Genomic DNA, 24,554 nt, shown 5'->3' with positions numbered 1-24,554 from the left:
ACAGCCCCTTTTTTAACTTTCTTTTAAAAGCCAACTTTCAATATCTTCAATTTCTTTATAGTTAACTTTTTTACCATCTACAGATACAAATATACCTTCTGTTTTAGAATGTCCAGTAAGTATTACAGGTTTCACTCTAAAGTGATTCTCAAGTTTTAATTTTTTTATCTTTTCATTTATTTTTTCTATTAAATCATGTGAACCTTTTTCATAGCAGTTTTTATCTACACATACTTCTATTGTTTTAGTAGCCCATACTGATTCAGCATAATCAATATTTTTACTACATAAGTCAGTCATTCTATTTGTATAGTGTGTATGCAGTAATTCATGTGCTCTCTTTGAGTTTGCATCTCCATAGAAATCATCATAAAGTCTTAGAATATCAGGATTCTCTTCACTACGTCTAACTTTACTATTCTTATCAATTTCCACCAATACATTTTGTCTTTCTGCTATAACTCCTTGAGTCTTTGGTACTGGATGACCTGCTCCTGAAACACATCCTCCTGGACATGCCATTATTTCAATTAAATCATATTCTGACCTACCGCCTCTAATAATATTATTTATTATTGGTTCTGCATTTTTTAGTCCACTTACAACTGCTACTTTAAATACTTTTCCATCTAATTCTACAGACACTGTTTTGATACCTTCAAGCCCTCTAACTTCATTAAATTCTAACTTACTTTCTTCACCTTCTGAGCGTAGTTTTGAAGCAGCCATTCTTAGTGCAGCTTCAGCAACTCCACCTGATGCACCAAATAAAATTCCAGCTCCTGATACTTGTTCGTACGGTTTATCAAAATCCATTTTTTCAACATCAGAAGCGTCATAATGATTTTGTTCCATCATTTCAATAAGTTCTACAGATGTAAGAACTTCGTCAACATCCTTAATTCCATTCACTTCAAATTCTTCTCTAGCCGCTTCACCTTTTTTAGACATACATGGTACTACCGATACAACAAAGATATCTTCTTTAGTAGTTCCATCATTCAGCCATAAAGGTAAATGATTTTTAACAGTAGCTCCCATCATTTGTTGAGGTGATTTACAACTTGACAGATTAGGAATCAATTCTGGATAGCGCTTTTCTACAAAATTTACCCATCCAGGACAGCATGAAGTAAATTGTGGTAGAACTCCGCCTTGCAATCTTCCTAAGAATTCTGTTGTTTCCTCTACTATAGTAAGGTCTGCTGCAAAAGTAAAATCAAAAACTTTATCAAAACCTAACTTTTTAAGCATCCCTGCAATAAATGGTGATGCATCTTTTGGCTCTAATCCATAATGAGAACATATCAATGAACGAACTGCTGGAGCAACAAATGCAACAGTTTTCTTTTCTTTTTTATTTAATTCTTTGAATACTCTATAACTTGCTCTTTTATAATCTAAAGCTCCACAAGGGCAAGCTACTACACATTGACCACAAGATACACACGCCGTATCTGATAATGGTTTCCCGCTTTTTGTACCTACACAAAGTTTTCCCTGTTTTAAATAGAATCCCAATACTCCTGGTCCTTCAATTTCATTACATGCAGCAACACATTTTCCACATGAAATACATTTGCTTGTATCCCTTACTATGAAAGGATGATCCTCTGTAATAGGGTATCTTCTAGCTATTAAATATTCTTTATCATGGGATACTTCCAGCATAGTTGCTTCTTTTCTAAGCTGACAATCATGTCTTTCATTACATCCACATTCTAAACATCTTTTTGCTTCTTCCATTGCTTCTTCAGCTGTAATACTAAATGCTACTTCATCAAATCCTGAAATTGCTTTATCTACTGGAATTTCTTCGCTACTAGCTCTACCCAATTTAGGTAAGTTAGCAAATTCATATCTAGGTAAATCTTCAAAAGTACCTCTACTGCAAGAATAATCTTCCTTTTGTTCTGGAGCATAACCACAAATCAAATACTGAGCCATAGATTCAGCAGCTTGCTTTCCTGCTGCTACTGCTTGTACTACTGTGGCTGGTCCAGTAACACAGTCTCCTCCAGCAAATATTTTTTCTTCAGAAGTTTCCATAGTTTTACCGTTAACTTCTATATCACCCCATTTGTTTAGTTTAAGAGGCAAATCATTCCATAGATAAGCTGTATCTGTTTTCTGTCCAATTGCACCTATTACTGCAGTAGCTTCAATAATATGTTCACTACCTTCTACTAAAACAGCCCTTCTTCTTCCTGATAAATCCGCTTCTCCTAGTTCCATTTTAGAACATTTTATACCAGTTAATTTGCCACAATCATCTGATTCAAATCCTACAGGTGCAGTTAAAAGAACCATATTGATTCCTTCTTTGATTGCTTCTTCAATCTCGTAAGATTCTGCTGGCATTTCTGCTTGTGATCTTCTATATACTATGGAAACTTTACCAGCACCTTTTCTAAGTGCAGTACGTGCACAGTCTACTGCAGTATTTCCACCACCAACAACAATAACATTATCACCTAAATTAATATTTTTACCCTTAGCTATTTGCTCAAGGTACTCTATACCTTTCCAAACACCTGGAAGTTGCTCTCCTTCTACTCTCATAGATGATGCTTGCCAAGAACCAACTGCCAGATAAACTGCATCAAATTCTTTTTGCAAGTTTTCAAGTCTTATATTAATACCAAGTGCTTTATTGTTTAATAATGTTACTCCCAATTTTTCTATAAATTCTATCTCTTTATCTAAAACATCTTGTGGAAGTCTATAATCTGGAATACCATATCTCGTCATACCACCCATTTTAGCTCGTTTCTCAAAGACAGTAACTTCATGTCCTTTAATAGCTGAGTAATATGCAGCAGATAAACCTGACGGTCCCCCTCCAACTATAGCAATCTTTTTACCAGTAGATTCAGCTACTTTGGGTATATATGATTCCTCTGAATAAAGATCATAGTCAGCAACAAATCTTTTAACTCCATTAATATTCACAGCATCATCAACTAAGTTTCTACGACATTGTGCCTCACAAGGATGTGGACAAACACGACCACATATTAGTGGAAATGGATTATTTTCTTTTATCAATTTTAGTGCTGCTGAAAAGTTACCATTCGCTGTATGTTTTAAATAACCTTGGATATCAATACCTGCAGGGCATGTACTTTGACACGGAGCTACACAATCAGCATTATGATCAGAAAGGAGCTGTTCCATTCTAACTTTTCTATATTCTCTTAGTCTTTTGCTGTTTGTAGTTATTACCATACCTTCTCTTAAAGGTGTATCACAAGAACGAACTATCTTGCCTTCTTTCTCTAATTTAACAATGCATAAACCGCAAGATCTATTTGGGTCATGTAGTCTTGGATCATAGCAAAGTCTAGGTATTTCAATATTTTCACTTAAAAGTGCTTCCATTATTGTTATACCTTGTGGAGCTTGAAAACTTCTCCCATTTACAGTGTACTTAATCATTTTACCAACCTCACTTCTATGATATTCATAGTTAAAATAATAAATTCTTCTAAATTACTCTTAATCTAGAAGAAAGTATACGTTACCATATATAGCAATTTTTATACCAAGTTATACTCTTGAAATATTCAAGCCTTTTGTTAAACAATCTACAAAAACACGTCCTTTTGATGCAATTTTGCAAACAAGTAAGCACTATTGCATTTCTTAAACTTACAAGCAGGCAAACTATTTTGATAATTTATTTTATATATTTTTCGTGTTTACGTTTTCAATATATTGCTTTTTTATACTTATTAAGTTATACTGTAAAAAGTTGTATTAATATATACATTAAGGTAAATTTATAAACTCTATAAATTGCCTGTTTTTCTATTAAAAATATATTGAAAAGGGTGTTTTTAAAGTAATGTTTAATGATATCGAAACAACAAAAAAGAAATTGAATAACCTAATAGAAAACCTTAACTATCAACTAAACGATATGGAAGTAATTAAATTAAGCCAAGAATTGGACGAGCTTATTCTTACATATTACGAAAGAATACATAAAAAAAATAAAACAATACACTCATATCTAACTTAGTCAGTTTTTATTTTTAATGCTAATTATTATCTTTAAATCAATCTTCCAATCCTTCCCATGATTCTATTTTACCCAAACCCAGTTTCGAAAATTTATAGTTATATAAAATTTTATGATATTATAGAGTTCTAGGGGGATTTATAATGTCAATAAGTATAAATGAATTATTACAATTGGAAACTTTTAAGAATTTCAAATTAATATCAGGCACTAAAGGTTTAAACAATACAGTTAATCATGTAGGAATTTTAGATCATGAAACTATAGAAATGATTGAAAAAAGTTTTGCTGAAGGCGAGTTTATTATAAGTACATTACTTCTTATAAAGGATGAAATAGAAAAGTTATATGAATATGTTGAAAAATTAATTGAAGTAAATGCCAGTGGCCTTGCAATAAAAAATATCTATTTCCATGACCTACCTAAAGAAGTCATTGCGTTAGCTAATAGTAAATCTTTTCCTATATTTATATTTGGAAATATATATTTTGAAGACCTAATAACATGTGTTACAAATGCTATTGAAGATAAAAATGATATTCAATCTTTAGCATTGAAAGTGGATAATATTTTATATAAAAATTTAAACAATGTAATTATAAAAAAAATTGCATACGAAATAAATAGAAATTTTAGTGAAAAAAACATAGTAATATTTTGTGAAAGAAAAAACAAAAAAATAAGTTTTGAAGAAAAATATGCCTCCATAGAAAAGCAAAAATCTTTAAGTCAATTGGACAAGATTATTCCTTATAACGATGGATATTTAATTATTACTACCTATGATAATATAAATAATACAGAAGTAGAAAAAATCATCCTAAATATATTAGAAATTTTAGGTTTTAATTCTTTAGAATATATTATTGGAGTAAGTAGCTTATATGAAAATTTAGACCATTTAAATTTTTCTATCAATGAAAGTCTGCATGCCTATAAACATTCACTCGCTTACAAAAAAAACATTTCATTTTTTAATAAAATTGGAACTAATAAAATATTGATACCACTTATTGATAATATTTGGGTAAAAAAATATCATGATGAAATGATATTACCTTTATTAATTTATGATAAAAAAAATGATACTCAACTACTAAAAACTGCAATAAAGTATATAGAAAATAAAGGCGATATAAAAGCTACTTCAATAGATTTATTTCAACATAACAATACAATAAGATATAGAATTGATAAAATACATAAAATTCTTAATAAGAATACTAATATTAATGATTTTTATGAGGAATTAAGCATAGCAATCAAAATATATAATTTAATAAGTATATCTTTGTAAAATTCACAAACGAAACCCTCTTAAAATTTGAAATCTTACAAAACTATATTGTTAATAAATAAGATAATATATATATTAGATAAATAATTTTACATATTATTATTTTAATATCTTTATCTTTTACGAGGAGGGTTTGTATGTCAAAACATCTAAAAGCTGACATATCATTAATATTATTAACTATAGGATGGGGAGCTTCTTTCTTACTAACAAAAGACTCTTTATCTGAATTAGCTACATTTAATTTTTTAACTATTAGATTTTTTCTAGCATTTATTTTGTCATCTATTATTTTCTTTAAAAAAATGATTAATGTAGACAAAAAAACATTAAAGTATGGAATAATTCTAGGTGTTGCTCTATATGCTACCTTTGCATTACAAACTTTAGGACTAAATTATACTACAGCTTCAAAATCGGCTTTTATAACAGGTTTTAGTGTAATATTAGTTCCTGTATTTGTAACAATACTTATGAAAAAAATTCCTGACAAAAAAATAATCTTTAGTGTTTTCATAGCATTTATTGGATTAGGTTTGCTAACTCTAAATAAAAATGTAGCTTCAATAAATAATGGTGATATACTTACTTTTATATGCGCTATAACATGCGCTATTCATGTATTGCTTGTGAGTAAATATACTACAAAATCTGAGTCTGTTGCACTTGCCGTTGTTCAAATAGGTGTATGTGCAGTATTAAGTTTAATAACATCTTTAGCATTTGAAAGTCCAGTAATACCAACCAGCAATGGTGTATGGATTAATATAATAATATTAAGTGTAGTTTGTACTTCTGGAGCTTTTATTGTTCAGAGTGTAGCCCTAAAATTTACAAGCCCTACACATGCAGCATTAATATATACAGCTGAACCTGTATTTGCTGCAGTATTTGGTTACATTGTTTTAGGGGAACTGTTAAGTAGCAAAGGAATGTTGGGTGCCTTATTAATTCTAACTGGAATGATAATAACTGAAGTAGATTTGAAAGTATTATTTAGTAAAACATCTGTAGAAAATAGCATTTAATCATTATGCTCTAGTATTTTCTTTAGCTTAAATAAAAATTATTTAAGCTAAAGAACAATTTTATTATTATAAGAAAAAACTCTAATGGGATAAAATGATAGATTAAATCAACATGCCTGCACTTTTAACCTTATTATAAGCATAATCTAAAGTTGAATCTAAATTATTATTATTTTTACCTCCACCCTGTGCAGAAAGATTGCTTCCTCCACCTTTTCCATCAATTAAGGTTATTGCATCCTTTAAAAGATCATTCATGCTTATAAATTTTACATCCTTTGAACACATAAATAGGATATTTGCTCTGTCTTTAGACTTTATAGCAAATAAAACAATAACCTTTGGAAAAGCTACTAGTTTCTTAGCTATGAGACTTACATATTTTAAATCTTCATTATCATATATGTTCCTTAAAATCTTAATATTATTTACCGTTTCACACTCGTTCAACATATTTTGTATTTCAAACTCTGCAACTTTTGCTTTTAAAGACACATTTTCAGAACTAGTATTTTTTATTTTATCCGAAAGTGATTCTACTTTCATTAATATTTCACTTTCATTGCACTTAAAAGCAGTTGTGATTTTGTCAATTACTTCAGATTTCACGAAATAATCGGAAACTGCTGAAACACCGCAAATGAAATGAATTCTAGTGCCTTTTCCTTGCTTTTCCCACCTAGTTACTTTTAACATCTGTATCTCAATTGTAGAATTAGGAAAAATCCCTTCACTTGGAATGGCTGCAATATCACCTACTTTAGCTACTCGAATTTGTTTATTTTTCTTTTGAGTTACCCTTTGTAAAGATAATTTTTTTAGTTCTTTCTTAGTAGGATAAGTTACTTCAATACTAATATTATTACTAATTATTTCATTTACCATCTTTTCTGCTTTTCTAATTTGTATTTCATCAACAGTTTTATCAATATCCATATAGTTATACTTATTTCTTTCTGGGTCCTCACTTGCTTTTAAATTAAATAAATCTAACAATGAAGCTGAAAGCAAGTGCCACCCAAGATGTTTCTGCATATACTCATATCTTTTTTCCCATTTTATACTGCACTTAACTCTGTGAATTTTAATTGGCTTTGTTTTAACTACATGATAAATTATATCATCCTTTTCATATACCTTTAAAACTTCAGTATTATCTATATATCCAGTATCATTGTGTCCATCTGAATTACCTGGATAAAAATTAGTTTTATCCAGTTCAACATGGTACTCATTATTCTTCTCTATTACATTTATAATTTCAGCGGTGAATTCTTTTTCATATGGATTCTCATAAAAAATTCTTTGCACAAAATCAACTCCCTTCTTGCTTTACTATATTTTAGCATAAAAATCACTTTACCCATAACATACTAAATTATAACGCACATATATCATTATTTTCAGAATCAGCCTCTCTCTTTCTTATTAGATGCACTGGCAAATATAGTATGCATTGTATTAGGAGAAATGATCCTAAAATCATAAGCTTATAAAAAATACTATTAACAAATTCTACTGGCATGTTTAATACTGATGGATTTCGTTCTAAATAATTATAGTTACCACCTACTAATCTATTCACAACACATGCTACAAGAATATAAATTATAGTCCATAATTTAGCTTTTTTGAAATCATCATAACTTGGCAAATACTCTCTAATAAAAATCATATAAAAAACAGATATAGCTAATAACCCATGTCCTACAAAAAATGATATAAACATAATATGTGGAAAACCATATCCACTAGTATCTACAAAAATTAATGCTAGTATGGATCCAAACATTCCCCAAAAATATGTGACAAATCTAACATTGTTTTTTCCAGTAAACAGTGTAAATGCTGTGCACATAATAGTAATTCTACATAAATACAATGGCAATATTTCTTGTAAACTTGATTCATATGTCCCATACCAAAAATACAGTAATACTCGAGGTGTAATCATAATAAGACCTAAAATTATTTCTATTGATCTTAGTGGTAATTTTTTTATTTTATCCCTTTTCAAGTATATAAATAATATGATTGCTGCTACAAATAACAAAATTGAAATATGTATAATTCCAAATAATTCGAAATCATTAACATGAGTATCATAATTCCATAACTCATCAAAAAAATAATTCATAATAATCCTCCTGTAAAAAATTTTATCTTATGTAAACTTTGTTAAAATCCGAAAACATAACATCAATTTTTTATTATAACATATCTTTTATATGAAATTGACCTAAATATTACAAATAATTGTAACTGAACTTAAAATGTAAGAATAGCATATTTATAAGTATAAAATAATTTTAGAAGGAATGTATATGAATAATTGTAAATTTAAAAATATTAATGTACCTCGCTATTGGTATCAGCTTTCTTATACAAATGAAAATAGAGTTCCACCAGCTGAAGATCCTAAAGCTAGCTCATGGCCTACCTATTTTTTAAAAAAAGATGAGCATGGAGCTTTTACAGATAATTATGGTAATATACTTGCATTTAAAATACGCCAACCAGATTCGTCTATTGACTTCGAAGGTAAACAACTCAATGAAGTGAAAAAAACACTTAAGTGCTTAACTCCAAGACAAAAGCGCATTGCAAAATACTGGGGAACAGGCCCAGCAACAAAACAATGGACACCTATTATTGATATTTTAATTGACACATACAAAATAACTGCACCTAAAGCTGCTCGTATCTTAGCAGCAACTCAAGGAGCATTAAATGATGCTTTTGTAATAGCATGGCATTTCAAATTCGCCTGGAACATTGCACGACCAAACCAACTAGATCAGGAATTGGTCAGTTATTTACCTACACCTAACCATCCTAGTTATCCATCTGGCCATGCTACAATAGCCGGTTGTGCTCAAATAGTTTTAAGTTATTTCTTCCAATCAGAAAAAGAAAGGCTTAAAGAATTAGCTGAAGAATGTGCAGTTTCTCGTTTATATGCAGGAGTTCATTTCCCAATTGATAATACCGAAGGCTTAAAGCTTGGTCGTCAAATTGGTAAAATTGTTGTTAATGAATTAGAAAAACAATATGATGCTGATCTAGCTCATATAGATTACCCAATAACAGAAAATTATCATGCTAAACTTCCACCACCTCCATATAGACAAGTAATTCCATGTGACAAAGGAAACTGTTGCAATAATTGGAATGGGTCCCATGAAAGCTATGATAATTGTAATGAAAAAGTTTTTAAGAAACCTATCCAAGAAGCTATCAAAGATTTCATTGAAGGATGTAATGATGTTGATATTGAAGATTTTGTTGAGAAACCACTTGATGATAATGAAGAAGAATCTAGCGAAATATGGTAGTAGTTAACTCTACTACTATATTTCACTTTTACTTTATTTATTCAAATGCTACATCCATAAACTGTAAGATATAAATCTTTTCTAACTTTCGTAAATTCTTCCTTATCGATTTTTGACGGATATGACATTATATATAATTCTTCTGGTTTAGTATTTTCATTATAGGCAGGTTGGTAATAATCATATTCATTAAGATTAAATCCGAACTTCTCATAAAAATCAATCCTCTTTTTTGCTTTAATTGTATCTGGCTTCTCGACTTCTAAGATTATTTTTTTTGAACACTTTTGAATAATTTTCTTAAGTATATTTGTCCCATATCCTTGTCCTCTAAATTCGCGTTTTACTGCAAAATGCTCAAGAAAAACAAAATTAGGCAAATCCCAAATTCCTATAAAACCAACTAATTTACCTTCAAAACATATTTGTTCGAATTTATATAAAGGATTTTTAAGTACCTTTTTTTGATTTTCTAAATTTCTACGTTGATTTTCTGGAAAACTTTCTATATATATTTCCCATATCTCATTATATTTTTCCATAATTTACTCCTTATATAATTTAAGATTCATTTTGTATTACTCTTTTATCTTTTTCCCTTCAAAAACTCTCGTATTGTTGGAAATCTTTAATCCAACAACATTATTATTTTTATCCATTATAAATTCATCACGAGTACACTCATGGTTTTCATAATAAAAATCCTTTTCGGTTATTGGAAAAAGCTCATAAATATTTCCATCATCGGCATCTGAATAAAGTTTTCCATTATTAAAAGTTACTGTAACAATGAACCCTTCCCCAAATTCATACTCACCAGCATATTCCTTTAATATCTCTGAATTTACATCTACAGTTTTTATTTTTTCAGGCATAATATAATCTTCTTCAAAAATTATTGCTTCCATAGAATCAAAAACTGCATAAAGAGCTGTATGATCTGAATTGTTTGTTAAAAATATTAATACATAATCATCGTCAGGATATCTGATAATCATTGAATTATAGCCGCCTCCACCTATACATCCTCCATGATTAATTTTCCTATGACGAAACCTTTCTGTTATTTCCCATCCATATCCGTATCCATAACTACAATCTCCCCAGTGCGGTGTAAATATTTTTTCTAAAGATTCTTTATTTAATAATTTTTCAGGATATAGTGCTCTATCATATTTATACAAATCTTCTACTGTAGAATATATATTTCCACCTCCTGTAATACAGGAAAAATTATATATTGATAATATCTTAGGGTCATTAGTTAATATTTCATATCCAATAGATTGATTATCTACGTATGAATCATCAATTCCACATCTAGAAGTATTCATTTCAAGAGGAATCAAAATATTATCTCTAATATAGTCATTATAAGATTTACCTGAAACTTTCTCTATTATTGCTGCTAAGATGTTATATCCTGCATTACTGTAAGAATAATCTTCTCCTGGCTCAAATAGCAAAGAATTTTTATTTATATAATCTATATTTCTATCTAATGGAACTTCTTCACGTCCTAAAAACATTCCCTCTCTTTTTATTCCTGACGTATGAGTTAAAAGATGATGAATTGTAATGTCATCTCCTCTTTTATGACCCTCTATATATTTTGAAATAGGATCATCCACATTTAATAGCCCTTTTTCTTGAAGCTGCATAATCCCAACTGCTGTAAATGATTTTGTAATAGAACCTATTGCAAATACACTGTTAGAATTATTAGGAACGTTTTCTTTGTAATTTGCCATTCCATATCCTTTATTTAGTAATATTTCATCACCCTTAGCCACTAAAATAGTACCACTATACTTATAGCTGCAGTTTTCATTATATGCTTTCATATACTCATCTAATTTTAATCCTATATCTGATTCGTTCTTTTCTTTTGTATTTATAGAGATACTTTTTTCTTTATTTTCACAGCCGCATATAATACAACCTAAAAATAAAAACATTATCAAAGCTTCTGTTACAAGAATAAATTTTATTTTTTTCATATATTTTCGCCTCATAATCAAATAACTCTTATATATAATCTTATTCAAATATCTCTTCTATAAACATAGGCATTTTAAATATCTCTAGTCTCTCTCTTTAACCAGTCTTTCTCTAATTGACCCAAATATGGTGATAATACTTTATAAACCTTTTTATGATAATCATTAAGCCATTTCTTTTCCTTTTCAGTAAGCATACTTACTTTTATTCCGTCTAAGTCAATTGGGCAATAAGAAATAGTCTCAAACTTCATAAACTGTCCAAAGTCTGTTTTTTCATCTTCTACTACTAACAATATGTTTTCTGTTCTAATACCATGCTTTCCTTCTTTATATATCCCCGGCTCATTAGTTATTAACATACCCTTTTCCAGCTTTACATTACTTGGATTTCTACTAAAATATTGTGGACCTTCATGAACATTTAATAAAAATCCTACTCCATGCCCTGTACCACATTTATAATCAATTCCCTCCTCCCACAGAGGTTGTCTCGCAATTATATCTAAGTTTGAACCTGTTGCACCATATAAAAACTTAACTTTACTAAGAGCAATATTCCCCTTCAATACTAAAGTAAAATCATGTTTTTCTTCTTCGCTAATTTCTCCTAAAACAAAAGTTCTAGTAATATCAGTAGTTCCATCTAAATATTGCCCACCTGAGTCTACTAAAAACATTTTCTCTTTCTTCAAAATGTAATCACTTTCCTTAGTTGCTTTATAATGCATCATAGCAGCATGATCTTTATATCCTGCAATTGTATCAAAACTAGGTTCAATAAAATGCTCTGCTTCTCGTCTAAAGTCTTCTAACTTAACTTCAGCTGAAATTTCAGTTATATCTTCCATCCCAATATTTTTCTTTAACCAATATAGGAATTTAACCATAGCAACTCCATCTTTTATTTGACAATTAATGAAATTTTCAATTTCTTTTTCGTTTTTAATTGCCTTTAGATCAGTTGTTATATTGCTCTCTTTAATTTTCCCACAACCTTTTGGAATAGCATTATATAACCAGTTATTTGTTTTATCTGGATCAAAGAATATTTTACTTCCTTCATGTAATCCAGCTATTTGATCTTCTATTTGGTTATATTCTTTGATTTCTACTCCGTTATTTTTTAAAGTTTCGATTACTTCTTTAGTTAATTTTGAGTTATCAACATAGAACCACGCATTTTTCTTTGATATAAGTGCATAAGAGATAACAACTGGGTTATTAGGTACATCATTTCCTCGAATATTATAAAGCCAAGCAATGTCATCAAGACTACCTAATAAATAATAATCCGCTCCTCTTTTTTTCATTTCTTCTCTTACAATAACTAACTTCTCCTTAGTAGATTTCCCTGCATATTTTGTCTTGTGAATAAATATTGGTGTACTAGGAATCTCAGGTCTATCTTTCCAAATAACATCTATTAAATCATACTTCCCATTCAAAGTAATTTCTTTTTTACATAATTTCTTTTCCAAATCATTTATTATTGATTGAGGAAATATCTTACTATCAAAACCTACACAACTTCCTTCTGAAAGCGAATCTTCTAACCATTTTAAATATGATGTTCCTTTTGAATGATCTAACTTAAACAGTTTTATTCCAGACCCTTGAAGTTGTTGTTCTGCTTGAATAAAATATCTACCATCAGTCCAAAGTCCACTCTCTTTCATTGTTACAATAACTGTCCCTGCTGAGCCTGTAAATCCAGATATCCATGCTCTAGATTTCCAGTGGTCTGCAACATACTCACTTTGATGTGCATCAAAACTAGGTATAATATATGCACTTATACCTTTTTCTTTCATCTGCTCTCTTAAGGCTTTTATTCTATCTTTGACATTCATATAATCCCCTCCAGCGGCTTATAAATAGTATTCAATTACTATAAATTGTAATATTTTCTTCATATATAAATGAATATAAATTTTTCCAACAAATTTCCCTATAAAAAAATTGTATAACAACTTTATAAAAATTGCTATACAATAATTATTTTTATACAATTTTTAAGTATTGCATTAACCTGTGCACACATTTAAATATTTTAATGATTTATCTTTTATCATTTCTTCATCTTCATTTTGTATATTTTTCAAAGTTCTTCTTGTAATTTCTGTAGTAACAATTGCTCTCTTACACATTGAATCTGTATATACTTTAACCTTGCTAATACCAATTCGGATACATCGTTTAATCATACTCGTTAAGAAATTAGTACAATCCATAGCTAAAGGATTATTGATTAAATATACTATTTCAGCAAGTCTTACTAAGTCAAGGTAAAACTCATTATCCTTATGTTTTTTACTAATATTTATTAACAATGAATCTACCCCTGTTTTATCAACAAAATATTTCGCATCATTAGGGTTTGTTAACTGATTTCTAGCTATTGTTCCTTCTACTGCTATCCCATTTTCATGGGCAATTTTCACAATTTCCTTAGTCTTTTCAATAGTATCTTCAAAAGAATTTTTATTACTTTCTTTAACTTATGTAAAACCAACCTCAATTGCTTTTATAACAGTCTCAAATTTATCTTCTCCATCGAAATGAAGAGCTACATTTTTTAGCAAATTATTAATATAAAACTTCACCAACATTGCTGCCTCTTCAAAACTTAAGTAGTCAAGATCATTTTCATTTAAAGCCATAATCATTGGTGTTTTAGATTAAGCTAGCTTATCTCATTAGTAATCAAAGCCTTGCCCCCGTTCATTAATTTTGTCCTAAACATTCCATATTTCTTTTACATATTCTTTAAGTCTAATTAAATTATATTTATCAACACCCTGTATTCATATCTTTATATAAACTTTATATCTTCATATTAAATTTATTATTATCTATATTTACGTTTTATCTACTAGCAAACATTATGCTGCTATACCCCATTTTGAGAATAATATGTACATAGATAACATTATTAAAATTACTAAAAAACCAACTATTTTTGCATATTTCCAAGGTACTAATTCTACTACTTTTGCTTCTATCGGTACATATTCTTTGTCCATAGGCTTGATTTTTCCAATTATCAACATTATTATAGTTGTTACAACAAATAATATAAACGATACATACAAGAAATGCATATCAACTTTTAATACGAATGTTGATATTGAGTAAGCTATAAAGAAAAATGCTAATCCAACTTTTACTGCCAAAGGTGGTACTTTTTTTGTAAAAAATCCAACGAACATAATGGTAAACATTGGTGCCATATAGAAACTATTAATTGTCTGGAAATACTGAAAAAATCCTTGTGGTGCATAATATATAAATGGTGCTAAGGTCATTGCAAAGATAGCCAATCCAATCCCAAATTTTTTACCAATACCAACCAATTCATGATCTGTTGCTTTTGGTTTAAATATTGGTCTGTATATATTTAATGAAAACAACGTGACAGCACTATTTAAAACTGAGTTAAATGAACTTAAAATCGCTCCAAATAATACTGCTGCGAAAAAACCTAATAATGGTTTTGGAAGTACATCTTTCACTAATGCTGGGTAAGCTACCTCTCCACTTTCAAGTCCTGGTCCATACATTGCAAATGCAATAATCCCTGGTACTATTAAGAATAATGGACCTATTATTTTTAGCACTCCAGCTAATAATACTCCCTTTTGTCCTTCTTTTAAGTTTTTTGCACCTAAAGCTCTCTGAATAATTGATTGATTTGTTCCCCAATAGAATAGATTAATTACCAACATCCCTGTAAATACAGTTCCAATAGGAACTGGATCAGTAGGCGCCCCAATAGCATTTAATTTTTCTGGGTATTCAGTCACAAGTTTCCCGATTCCATTCATAACATTCCCTTCTCCTAATGCCATAAATCCAAAGAACGGAACCATTAATCCTCCTATTAAAAGTCCTATGCCATTGATTGTATCTGAAACTGCAACAGCTTTTAATCCACCAAAAATTGCATATATAGATCCAACAGTACCAATAGCCCAAACCATCAACCAAATTCCTTGCATATAGCTTATACCAAATAACTGTGGAACATCAAACAGCCCACTTAAAGCCACAGCACCTGTATAAAGAATTGGTGGTAGAAGATTTAAAATATATCCTAATAAAAATATTATTGTAGCTATTCTTTTTACAGAAGAATCAAATCGTTCCTCTAAAAAGTCGGGTATCGTAGTAAATCCACCTTTTAAATATTTTGGTAAAAACACAAGCGCAACGATTACTAAAACGATTGCAGTCGTAACTTCCCAGGCCATAACACACATATTATCTGTATAACCCTGTGCATTTAGTCCTATTAACTGCTCTGTCGAAAGATTAGTTAACATCAACGAACCACCTATTACCACCCCTGTTAGACTTCTTCCTCCTAAGAAATATCCATCTTGACTACCTAAGTCGTCACCTCTTGTTTTCCACCAAGAAATTAAAGCAACTAATCCTGTAAAAAATAAAAATGATAATGCTGTAATAATTTTCATTATAATTTTCTCCCCATTTGTTATTTTCATTCCATGCGAAACTAAGAACTCGAATATTAAGCTGAGATATCTAAATACATACCATACGAAAACTTAATTTATTCATGTCCAAATCTCAGGTAATTGTGAGTTATGGACATAAATAAATTAATAGATGTAGTGGTATTTCTATACAATTAGAAAACTTTTCTTAGAATTTTTCGTTTATATAAACTACTTTAATTCCTTTCATGCTTAAGTTTGTATCTAATGCTTCATTCATATCTTCTAAAGAAAATCTATGAGTGATTAATTTTTCAATTGGTAAACCAATTTCTTGAGCTCTTTTTAAGAAACTAAATGTTATTGGATATTCTTGCGGTGTATAAACCCATGATCCAACAGCAGTAATTTCTTTATTACAAATGTCAAAATGAGGATTATAAGTTGCATCTCCACCATTAACGAAGAACCCTACTTCACATAATCCGCCACCTCTTCTTACAAACTTCCATAAATTCGAAGCAGCAGCAGGAGCTCCTGTACATTGCATACCAAATTCTGCACCTAATCCATCAGTTACTTGGAAAATAGCATCTTTTAAATCTTCTAGTGATTCAAATTTTGTGAAATTAAATATATGCTTTGCTCCCATTTCTTTAGCTAACTCTAATCTAGAATCATTTCCATCAATAGCAATGATATTATTCAATCCCATTGTTCTTAACACAGCTAATGTTAATAATCCAATAGGTCCACATCCTTGTACAATAACCTTAGAATCAAAATTTAAAAGTCCAGTTGTTTTCGCTCTCTCTACTGCATGAATAGCTACTGCAGATGGTTCAATTAGCAGCCTTAAATCCAAATACATATCAGAAACATTAAAGAATGTAGAATTTTTTCTAATCAAAAGATAATCGCTAAAATATCCATTAAAATGTTTTTCATCATCTAACATCAACCCGTATACACCAACATTTTCACACATATTACTTTTGCCTGGCATATTTACACAGCTTGGGCACTCTCGGCAAACTAAAGTTGACGTTACAAGCTTATCACCAACTTTTACTGGATTACCCACTGTGTCATTCTTAATATTTTTACCTAATTTCACAATTTCCCCAGTTCCCTCATGACCTAAAACTACTGGTATCATACCAAATGGATCTCCTTTAAATTCATGTGCATCAGTACCACATACACCACTTCCTTCAACTTTAATCAAAATTTCATCATCGTTAATTTCAGGTAATTCAAACTCCATGATTTCAAATTTTCTCTCACTTGTAAGCATTGCTACTCTACCTTTTTCCATTAATAATCACTCCTTATCTAATATCCCAATTTCAATCTTAAATTCTTTTTTCTCACCTGGTTCTATAAATAATAATTCACCTTTATCTCTAGCAATAGCTCTTCCATCTGGATACCATGTGCTTGGTTCTAAACCTACTGCGTAGTCTCCTTCTCCCATTTGCTTCCATTCTATAAGATTAGGTAAATGTTCTTTATTATACTTAACATAAGCCCCCAATCCTTTTTCACCTAGAGTTGGATTAAATAGTACCGCTTTAGCATCTCCATTCTCATCAGCTAAAATATCATGATAAAAAACTTCCTCCATATAATTATGAATAGGCTCATCAAATACCTTACATTCATCTAATCCTCTTTGAGAATGTTCATTTCTTGGTACTATAGAATTATTGTTTGTAATTAGTTTTGTATCTTCTGATATAAATGGATATCCAAAATTACAATGATAAAGCATCATCAAGGGTTGTTCATTAAAACCGCAGTTTTCAACTATATCATTTATAATAATTTTGTTATCTCCCAATTTTGTTGATATTTCTCTTGTCAAAGTAATATTTTCTCCAAAAACTCTACTTTCTCTAACTTTGCCTCTAATCTTTATAATAAATTCACCATTCTCCCACTCTTGGTAAACAGACACATCCTCTGCTGGAATATTGCTGATTCTACCATGAAGTCCTAATTGTTCACCTTGGTCTTCACATGGGGCACCCATATAAGTTAATCCACAAGTGGTTAATAACCCTGCATAGAAACTTCTTAAAAATTCTAAATCCTGTTCATTGTAATGAGCGGAAGAAACAATTCCAGTCTTTGAAATAAAGCTTATAGGAATTCCTTTATAGCTTGCCCAAGCAATATCCATTCCTCTATCAGGTAATACTGTGAATTCAAATCCTGTACCTGTTTTCACATCAATACCTGATACACCTTTTCCTTTTCCTGATGATAACTCATACTGTTTTGCTCCAGCTATTTGAGATATATCCCCAACTCTTTTCATTAGATAATCTTTACTTATTTCTTTATTAAATAATTGTGCCAAAGATATTCCCCCTCTATTTTAGTGATAAGTTACAAGTTGTAAGTGACAAGTTATGGTTGATTTTCTACGAAAATCTTTGATCAATTTTTATATTATCTCCTATGACTTTCCCACAATTTTCAGTGTCTATTGATTTCCTGTATTCTTCTATGCATAATAACCATTTATTTTTAGCGAATAATCCAATTTCTTTATAATTATCGCTTTCTAAATCTGTATTTGTTCCTTTTGGTAAAATAACTATCATCTTAAAACCTTTATCAGATGCACTTACTGGTGCATAATGAAGAGTAGTTCCATAAATATCCAAAACTGTTCCTTTTGGCACATAAAAAGCTTCAATATTTTCAGATGAATAAACATTATTGTCAATATCTTGGACTTTTCCTAATAGCAATATTGAGTCAGTAATTGCTATATTTATTTCATTTCCTTTATGATATTCAACAGCATTTAATAATTGATTATTTCCGTTACAATATCCAATTTGTACTGGCATTTCACCAAAAAGTTCATTTTCAATAACAGATGTCATTTCTAACTTTTCCATTTCTTCTACCGATGCAACATAAATAACATCCTCTGGTACTATAGTATTCTCTATCATATATTCTATATATGAGGAAAAATCATACCCATATACTATGTTTCCGTATTGTTTAAATTCATTACTAGATACATCTTTTATTTCAATTTGCGGGTTTAGTTCCTTTAACTCATTTAAATTCATTTAGACAACCTCCTTCTACAGTATTATCTGCCTAACCATCTCTCATCTAATTCTTCTGCTGAAGGTTCTACTGGATCTGCTGATAAACCATTAATATACTTACAAGCTTCTTTAAGGATTTCACCGTATTTACCATGAACACCTGCTACGTGATGTATATATGGTCCTTCAACAATTTTCTTTTCCCATTTTGGCCAGTTTCCTACTTCTAACCATACATAAGTACCTCTAGTAAATGGTCCTTCTACACCTTTACCTTCTCCAATAAGCAATTGATAATTGTTATGATCTCCATCAAATCTTACTATAGTGATATCTCCACCTTGGATTTCCCATTCACAAGTACCATATGCTCCACTAGCTAAAATCCAATGACTTGATGCTTGGCTTTTGTTCTTATCTTTTGCTAAAGAATATGGGAATGGCCCACAATGCCAGAATAATTCAACATTATCTCTTTGAGAATCACGGACAGTAACATCAGCAAAGAACACTGCCTTCTCATCCATAGCTGCTGCTTGAGCAAGTATAGAAGAAATTGCACCATGAATGTCTGTTTCACATGCACAAGGGAATCTTTCATCAGCAAGTAATGAATTTGCTAAACATGGCATGATTCCCAATACATTTTGTAGTGCATTCCAACATTGGATAGCAGCTGCATTACAATTAAATCCTTCTGCTGTTCTTTTTATTGCAATTTTTAATCCTATCATTTTTTCTATTTGGTTAATTTCAGTATTTTTACTTATGTTTTCTTTTACGAATTTAACTTCATCTACAAAAGCTTGTGATTTTTCTGCAATAATTCCATCTATTTGTGATGTGATTTCTTCTAATGCAACAGGATAAAGTTTTATTCCGAATTTTTCTAACAATTCATTCTCATTAACCATAACGCTGTTAAAACCAGTTGGTCTAGTTGAAATTTGTAAAATTCTAGTTGACTTGAATTTCTTAACAGTGTTAGCTACAGCTACGAATTTTTCAAATCCATTTTTGAAATCATCACTATGAAGAGGTGTATTAGTCAAGAATGTAAAAGGTACATTATACATTCTTAATACTTTACCTGTGGCAAACATGCCACATTGGGTATCTCTTGTTCTAAATCCATTTTCTAAAGGAGCATCATCTCTTGGACCCCACACTAATACTGGTACCTTTAAAGCTCTTCCAACTTCCGCCACTAAATCTTCTGTACCAAAATTACAATGCGGGAAGAATAAAGCATCTACATTTGCTTCCTTCATTCTATCGATTACTTTAAACAAATCCTTTTGATCATACAATAAACCTTCTTCATTAATTCCTTCTAAATCAATAATATCAACATCATAGTTCTCTATAACTTTTTTTATTTCACCTTTATACTTTATTGCTTCGCTTACACTAAAAACATCTCTTCTTGTTGGACAATACCCTAATTTTATTACTGATTTTTTCATATTTTCTCCTCCTCCAAATAATTATTAAGCTCTACCTGAGCTTCTGAAAATTCTCATAGTATTTGCAACATCCTCTTTTACAGCTTCTATAGCCCATTGAGAAATATCATGATAATATACTTTTTTATCATTATCATTCATCTTTCTTCCAATGATATTAGCAACATTATATGACATATTTGAGTAATAATTAATTTTGTTAATTCCACAATCTATAGATTTTAAATAATCTTCTTTTTTTAAACCAGAACCTCCGTGCATAACTAATGGCATACCTGTAATTTTCTTTATTTGCTCTAATCTCTCAAAATCTAATTTTGGTTTTTTTAAGTAAATTCCATGAGCTGTACCATATGCTACAGCTAACAAATCAAGTTCTGTTTTTTCAACAAATTCTTTAGCTTGAGATGGGTCTGTATAGAAATCACGTTCATCCAATTCAGATTCATCTAATTCCTCTTCATCTCCACCACCTTCTGGTCTTAGTAATTGTCCCAACTCTGCTTCTAATGATACATTTAATGATTTTGATATCTTCTTCATTTCAGCTGTTTGTCTAATATTTTCTTCAAAAGACAATGAAGATCCATCAAACATAATTGAAGTAAATCCTAGCTTCATAGCCCTTACCAATAATTCGAAATCTTCACCATGATCTAAGTGAACTACTACTGGTACATTTGCTTGTTTTGCCGCATCAATCATTACTGGTCCAATAACTTCAAGTGGTGCCATGCTACAATGAATTTCTGCCAGCGACATAATAACAGGAGATTTTTCTTCTTCTGCTGCTTTGATTACACCTCTTACCATATCTTGATTAATAACATTGTAAGAACCAATTGCATAATTGTTCTTTTCAGAATCCTTCATTAATTCAGTTAAATTGACTAAAGCCATAAAAACACCCTCTTTTTTTTATTTATGATTAATAAAAATTAATTCATCACGTTATATACTGCTTCGTAAATCTTCTTATATCTTAAATAATTCTTTTCATATATCCTTACGTTTTCTTCGTTAGGGTAAAATTCTTTTTTAACCCTGACTAATTTTTCAATTGCTTCTTCTAAAGAAGTATATATTCCTAAAGCTACTCCAACTAATATTATGGTTCCTAATGTTCCAGCTTCATCAACATCTAAAGCAACTACTTTTTTATTCATAATATCAGCTTTTATTTGTAACCATAAATCTGATCTAGCACCTCCTCCACACGCTCTAAACTCTTCAATTTCAATACCTGCTTCTTTCAAGCACTCAATATTATATTTCATTTCATAAGTTACTCCTTCTAAAAGAGATCTAAATATATGACCCTTTGTCACATTAAAGTCAAGACCTATAAAAGCTCCCTTTGAGTCAGGATTCATATATGGTGTACCACTTCCAGCAAAATGAGGTAGTACCAATATATCTGTAGGTTTCTTAGCTGCTCTTTCATTAAAAATCTCATAAGGGCTTTTTCCTAATTTTTCTCCCTCAATAATTTCCTCATATCCTAAAGTATCTCTATACCACTTCAAAAGTGATCCTCCTGTAAAATTAAAAGCGTATGTTGTGTACTTGTTATTTACAAATGGAACACAAGGGAAATTATTTTTTGAAATATCATTAACATCTATATTGTTATCGAAAATTGGAGTAATGCACTCTACAGTCCCAATACCATCCATAGCTGTTCCTACCTTAGTCACTCCAGCCCCTATTGTTGCACATACTTGATCGTGAGCACCACTTACAAGCTTTAGATCTTTTGGAAGTCCTAATTCTTCTGCAATTTCCTCATTAATATCACCAATTATTGTTCCTGCAGCAACAGTATCTGCGAAAATATTTTCTTTTATTTCAGCTGCTTTTAGAATTTCTTTGTCCCATTTGAGTTCTTTTACATTAAAAGCCATAGTTCTAGAAGCTAAAGAATAGTCTATTACAGCTTTATTTCCTAATTTATAAAGTATAAAATCTCCAAACAGCAATGCTTTCCAAGTTTTGTTGTAAATGTCTGGTTTATTATCTTTAAACCACATTAATTTACTGATGGTATACATAGCATGTGGACTCAATCCTGTCTTCTCAACAATCTTCTCTTTCCCTAACTTTTCTTCTAATCTTTCTACCTGCTCTTTTCCTCTCTTATCTGTGTAAATCAAACTATTATAAAGTACTTTCCCATACCTATCTACTAAAACCGCTGCTTCTCCAAGTGAAGAAACACTTAGCCCTAAGACCTTTTCTCCAGAATACTTACTAATAGCATTTTTAATAACATACTTAACAGAATCCCATATCTCATTTGGATTTAATTCAAACCATCCATCTTCAGGACTTATGTCAGAATATTCCCAATATTCATAAGACTGAATAATTCCCTCATGGTTAAATATTGTACATTTACAACCTGTTGTGCCAATATCAATACCAATTAAAGCCATTTGCTCACCTCTTTTTAATTGTTTACATAAATTCTTTTATATTTCATATCAAAAGACTTCATACATATAATTTAATATTTTTTGATTATTTTTTCTTCCAAGCTGTTGCTATTATAGATATATAATCTTGCTGTGTTTAATAAATATCATTATTTTGCACAAAAAAATAAGATATTTACCTATTAACAATTAGGTAAATATCTTATTCTCTTAGCTCTTAATTATCTAATAACTATTTTCAATAAATTTTATAACATTTTTTATATCTTCATCTCTATATTTGTGTTTTTTGTTGGCTATTTTATATTTTTGATTAAACTTAAATATTAAATTTTTTCTTTCTTTTCTATATTGAGAAGGAGTCATATTATATTCATTCTTAAAAGAAGTTATAAATGTCTGCAAACTGCTAAATCCGCTTTTCAATGCTATATCTACAATTTTTTCATCGGTATTTATTAGCATTTCATGTGATTTTTGAATCCTTACATATTTTAGATAATTTTGAAAATTCATACCTATTTTTTCTTTAAAAAAGTGAGAAAAATAATATGGGCTTATATACTCTTGATGGGCAATTTCTTTTAACGAGATTTTGTTCATATAATTATCGTCAATAAATTTCATTATTCTCTCTAGCCTTTTTAAATTGTCATCAGATTTTCTTTGATTATCCTCAGTAATAATAGAGTATTCAAAATTTCTTATGAGATGAATCATTAAAGAATTAACTATAGCATTTAATTCAATAATAAATGCCTCTTCTCTCTTGTCTATAACTTTTAATATTTTAACTAAAAACTCTTTTATTTTATTATATTTTTCATCTTCATTATTTAATCTAGTATTACATAAGAATTCCATATTAACTATTTCAGGATAATAAACTTTCAATAAATCAATATTAAATTGTAATATTATTACAAGATTCTCTTGGCCTGTTTTTAGAAATTTATGTACTTTATTTTTATTAATAAGTATTATATCCCCATTTTTTAGCTTATAATTGTTATTTTCAAGTTCAACCTCTAGTTCTCCGTCTACTATGTATAAAAGCTCTATCTCTTTATGCCAATGATAAAATACTTCCTCGATATTGCATACATACATTTTTATTGGCAATCCATAATTATATTTTACTAATTCTCGTTCATATAAATATTTCATTTTATCCCTCAATTTTTAATTTTTTTATTTAAAACCTTAATCATGTGGTATGCAAAACAATAATCGATAGCTTGCTTTGATTCTATCATACATTTCATAAAAATAAAATTAGTTACATAAATATGGTATGCCCAAAATAAAATGGTACCTATAGAATGGACACTAAGAAAAGGTGTTTATTCTATAGGTATTTTTTTGTATACTTTATTTAGAAGAAAGAGAGGTTGAATTTAAATGAGTAAAATCACTTTCACTGAAGAAGAT

The 24,554-nt window shown here is 29.8% G+C and carries 18 protein-coding genes and 1 pseudogene; 4 read left to right on the top strand and 15 right to left on the bottom strand.

The annotated features are described in order from the left end of the window. Window positions 1–12: 12 nt before the first annotated feature. On the bottom strand, window positions 13–3,438 hold the full coding sequence (locus ACQ3F0_RS19575) for an NAD(P)-binding protein (protein WP_428867345.1): 3,426 nt from the start codon (window positions 3,436–3,438) through the stop codon (window positions 13–15). Window positions 3,439–3,847: 409 nt separating this feature from the next. On the opposite strand from ACQ3F0_RS19575, the gene ACQ3F0_RS19570 reads away from it, so the two are divergent. From ACQ3F0_RS19570 to ACQ3F0_RS19560, 3 genes are all read left to right on the top strand, one after another. Then, window positions 3,848–4,024, top strand: coding sequence for a Spo0E family sporulation regulatory protein-aspartic acid phosphatase (locus tag ACQ3F0_RS19570; RefSeq protein ID WP_428867343.1), 177 nt, complete (start codon window positions 3,848–3,850; stop codon window positions 4,022–4,024). Between the two features lie 143 nt (window positions 4,025–4,167). Beyond that, the gene (locus ACQ3F0_RS19565) at window positions 4,168–5,322 is read left to right on the top strand and encodes a PucR family transcriptional regulator (protein WP_428867341.1); all 1,155 of its coding nucleotides are present in this window, start codon (window positions 4,168–4,170) and stop codon (window positions 5,320–5,322) included. Between the two features lie 137 nt (window positions 5,323–5,459). Beyond that, entirely contained in the window at window positions 5,460–6,350 is an 891-nt protein-coding gene (locus ACQ3F0_RS19560) for a DMT family transporter (RefSeq protein ID WP_428867339.1), read from the top strand. A gap of 102 nt (window positions 6,351–6,452) precedes the next feature. Here the strand turns inward: ACQ3F0_RS19560 and ACQ3F0_RS19555 are convergent, their stop codons facing one another. Together ACQ3F0_RS19555 and ACQ3F0_RS19550 are read right to left on the bottom strand one after the other, a co-directional pair. Next, entirely contained in the window at window positions 6,453–7,661 is a 1,209-nt protein-coding gene (locus tag ACQ3F0_RS19555; protein ID WP_428867337.1) for an alanyl-tRNA editing protein, read from the bottom strand. 67 nt (window positions 7,662–7,728) lie between these two features. Next, window positions 7,729–8,487: a TMEM164-related integral membrane acyltransferase gene (locus ACQ3F0_RS19550; RefSeq protein WP_428867335.1), complete on the bottom strand. Its 759-nt coding sequence runs from the start codon at window positions 8,485–8,487 to the stop codon at window positions 7,729–7,731. Window positions 8,488–8,674: 187 nt separating this feature from the next. Between ACQ3F0_RS19550 and ACQ3F0_RS19545 the strand changes: the two genes are divergently transcribed. Beyond that, window positions 8,675–9,685: a vanadium-dependent haloperoxidase gene (locus ACQ3F0_RS19545; RefSeq protein ID WP_428867334.1), complete on the top strand. Its 1,011-nt coding sequence runs from the start codon at window positions 8,675–8,677 to the stop codon at window positions 9,683–9,685. A 41-nt stretch (window positions 9,686–9,726) separates the two neighbouring features. Here the strand turns inward: ACQ3F0_RS19545 and ACQ3F0_RS19540 are convergent, their stop codons facing one another. From ACQ3F0_RS19540 to ACQ3F0_RS19485, 12 genes and pseudogenes are all read right to left on the bottom strand, one after another. Next, the gene (locus ACQ3F0_RS19540; RefSeq protein ID WP_428867332.1) at window positions 9,727–10,227 is read right to left on the bottom strand and encodes a GNAT family N-acetyltransferase; all 501 of its coding nucleotides are present in this window, start codon (window positions 10,225–10,227) and stop codon (window positions 9,727–9,729) included. A 36-nt stretch (window positions 10,228–10,263) separates the two neighbouring features. After that, on the bottom strand, window positions 10,264–11,685 hold the full coding sequence (locus ACQ3F0_RS19535; RefSeq protein WP_428867330.1) for a serine hydrolase: 1,422 nt from the start codon (window positions 11,683–11,685) through the stop codon (window positions 10,264–10,266). A gap of 74 nt (window positions 11,686–11,759) precedes the next feature. After that, window positions 11,760–13,538: an aminopeptidase P family protein gene (locus ACQ3F0_RS19530; protein ID WP_428867329.1), complete on the bottom strand. Its 1,779-nt coding sequence runs from the start codon at window positions 13,536–13,538 to the stop codon at window positions 11,760–11,762. A gap of 174 nt (window positions 13,539–13,712) precedes the next feature. After that, window positions 13,713–14,156 (bottom strand): annotated as a pseudogene (locus ACQ3F0_RS19525) (class II fructose-bisphosphate aldolase); the annotation flags it as partial. Between the two features lie 414 nt (window positions 14,157–14,570). Beyond that, a complete protein-coding gene (locus ACQ3F0_RS19520) occupies window positions 14,571–16,163 on the bottom strand; it encodes a solute:sodium symporter family transporter (RefSeq protein ID WP_428867328.1) in 1,593 nt (530 codons plus the stop codon). A gap of 190 nt (window positions 16,164–16,353) precedes the next feature. Then, the gene (locus ACQ3F0_RS19515; RefSeq protein WP_428867326.1) at window positions 16,354–17,463 is read right to left on the bottom strand and encodes a zinc-dependent alcohol dehydrogenase; all 1,110 of its coding nucleotides are present in this window, start codon (window positions 17,461–17,463) and stop codon (window positions 16,354–16,356) included. Window positions 17,464–17,469: 6 nt separating this feature from the next. Next, window positions 17,470–18,510, bottom strand: a complete 1,041-nt coding sequence (locus ACQ3F0_RS19510) for an aldose 1-epimerase family protein (RefSeq protein ID WP_428867325.1) — start codon at window positions 18,508–18,510, stop codon at window positions 17,470–17,472. Window positions 18,511–18,574: 64 nt separating this feature from the next. Continuing rightward, window positions 18,575–19,240, bottom strand: coding sequence for a DUF4867 family protein (locus tag ACQ3F0_RS19505; protein ID WP_428867323.1), 666 nt, complete (start codon window positions 19,238–19,240; stop codon window positions 18,575–18,577). A gap of 23 nt (window positions 19,241–19,263) precedes the next feature. Continuing rightward, window positions 19,264–20,688, bottom strand: coding sequence for an L-fucose/L-arabinose isomerase family protein (locus ACQ3F0_RS19500; protein ID WP_428867321.1), 1,425 nt, complete (start codon window positions 20,686–20,688; stop codon window positions 19,264–19,266). A gap of 24 nt (window positions 20,689–20,712) precedes the next feature. Then, a complete protein-coding gene (locus ACQ3F0_RS19495; RefSeq protein ID WP_428867319.1) occupies window positions 20,713–21,588 on the bottom strand; it encodes a class II fructose-bisphosphate aldolase in 876 nt (291 codons plus the stop codon). A gap of 38 nt (window positions 21,589–21,626) precedes the next feature. Continuing rightward, complete coding sequence (locus tag ACQ3F0_RS19490) at window positions 21,627–23,123, bottom strand: FGGY family carbohydrate kinase (protein WP_428867317.1); 1,497 nt, start codon at window positions 23,121–23,123, stop codon at window positions 21,627–21,629. Window positions 23,124–23,348: 225 nt separating this feature from the next. Then, window positions 23,349–24,290 (bottom strand): AraC family transcriptional regulator, encoded by a 942-nt coding sequence (locus tag ACQ3F0_RS19485; RefSeq protein WP_428867315.1) that lies wholly within the window; start codon window positions 24,288–24,290, stop codon window positions 23,349–23,351. Between the last annotated feature and the right edge of the window lie 264 nt (window positions 24,291–24,554).

Origin of the sequence: Clostridium sediminicola (genome assembly GCF_050402865.1) — a bacterium.
GTDB lineage: Bacteria > Bacillota > Clostridia > Clostridiales > Clostridiaceae > Clostridium_AF > Clostridium_AF sediminicola.
Note: the sequence above shows the minus strand (reverse complement) of the source record. Positions and strands in the feature narration are given on the sequence as shown.

What these genes read in the sequence shown, in the direction of transcription:
- ACQ3F0_RS19575 (WP_428867345.1), bottom strand. Translation starts at nt 3,438, where the DNA reads ATGATTAAGTACACTGTAAATGGGAGAAGTTTTCAAGCTCCACAAGGT.
- ACQ3F0_RS19570 (WP_428867343.1), top strand. Translation starts at nt 3,848, where the DNA reads ATGTTTAATGATATCGAAACAACAAAAAAGAAATTGAATAACCTAATA.
- ACQ3F0_RS19565 (WP_428867341.1), top strand. Translation starts at nt 4,168, where the DNA reads ATGTCAATAAGTATAAATGAATTATTACAATTGGAAACTTTTAAGAAT.
- ACQ3F0_RS19560 (WP_428867339.1), top strand. Translation starts at nt 5,460, where the DNA reads ATGTCAAAACATCTAAAAGCTGACATATCATTAATATTATTAACTATA.
- ACQ3F0_RS19550 (WP_428867335.1), bottom strand. Translation starts at nt 8,487, where the DNA reads ATGAATTATTTTTTTGATGAGTTATGGAATTATGATACTCATGTTAAT.
- ACQ3F0_RS19545 (WP_428867334.1), top strand. Translation starts at nt 8,675, where the DNA reads ATGAATAATTGTAAATTTAAAAATATTAATGTACCTCGCTATTGGTAT.
- ACQ3F0_RS19540 (WP_428867332.1), bottom strand. Translation starts at nt 10,227, where the DNA reads ATGGAAAAATATAATGAGATATGGGAAATATATATAGAAAGTTTTCCA.
- ACQ3F0_RS19535 (WP_428867330.1), bottom strand. Translation starts at nt 11,685, where the DNA reads ATGAAAAAAATAAAATTTATTCTTGTAACAGAAGCTTTGATAATGTTT.
- ACQ3F0_RS19530 (WP_428867329.1), bottom strand. Translation starts at nt 13,538, where the DNA reads ATGAATGTCAAAGATAGAATAAAAGCCTTAAGAGAGCAGATGAAAGAA.
- ACQ3F0_RS19520 (WP_428867328.1), bottom strand. Translation starts at nt 16,163, where the DNA reads ATGAAAATTATTACAGCATTATCATTTTTATTTTTTACAGGATTAGTT.
- ACQ3F0_RS19515 (WP_428867326.1), bottom strand. Translation starts at nt 17,463, where the DNA reads ATGGAAAAAGGTAGAGTAGCAATGCTTACAAGTGAGAGAAAATTTGAA.
- ACQ3F0_RS19505 (WP_428867323.1), bottom strand. Translation starts at nt 19,240, where the DNA reads ATGAATTTAAATGAGTTAAAGGAACTAAACCCGCAAATTGAAATAAAA.
- ACQ3F0_RS19500 (WP_428867321.1), bottom strand. Translation starts at nt 20,688, where the DNA reads ATGAAAAAATCAGTAATAAAATTAGGGTATTGTCCAACAAGAAGAGAT.
- ACQ3F0_RS19495 (WP_428867319.1), bottom strand. Translation starts at nt 21,588, where the DNA reads ATGGCTTTAGTCAATTTAACTGAATTAATGAAGGATTCTGAAAAGAAC.
- ACQ3F0_RS19490 (WP_428867317.1), bottom strand. Translation starts at nt 23,123, where the DNA reads ATGGCTTTAATTGGTATTGATATTGGCACAACAGGTTGTAAATGTACA.
- ACQ3F0_RS19485 (WP_428867315.1), bottom strand. Translation starts at nt 24,290, where the DNA reads ATGAAATATTTATATGAACGAGAATTAGTAAAATATAATTATGGATTG.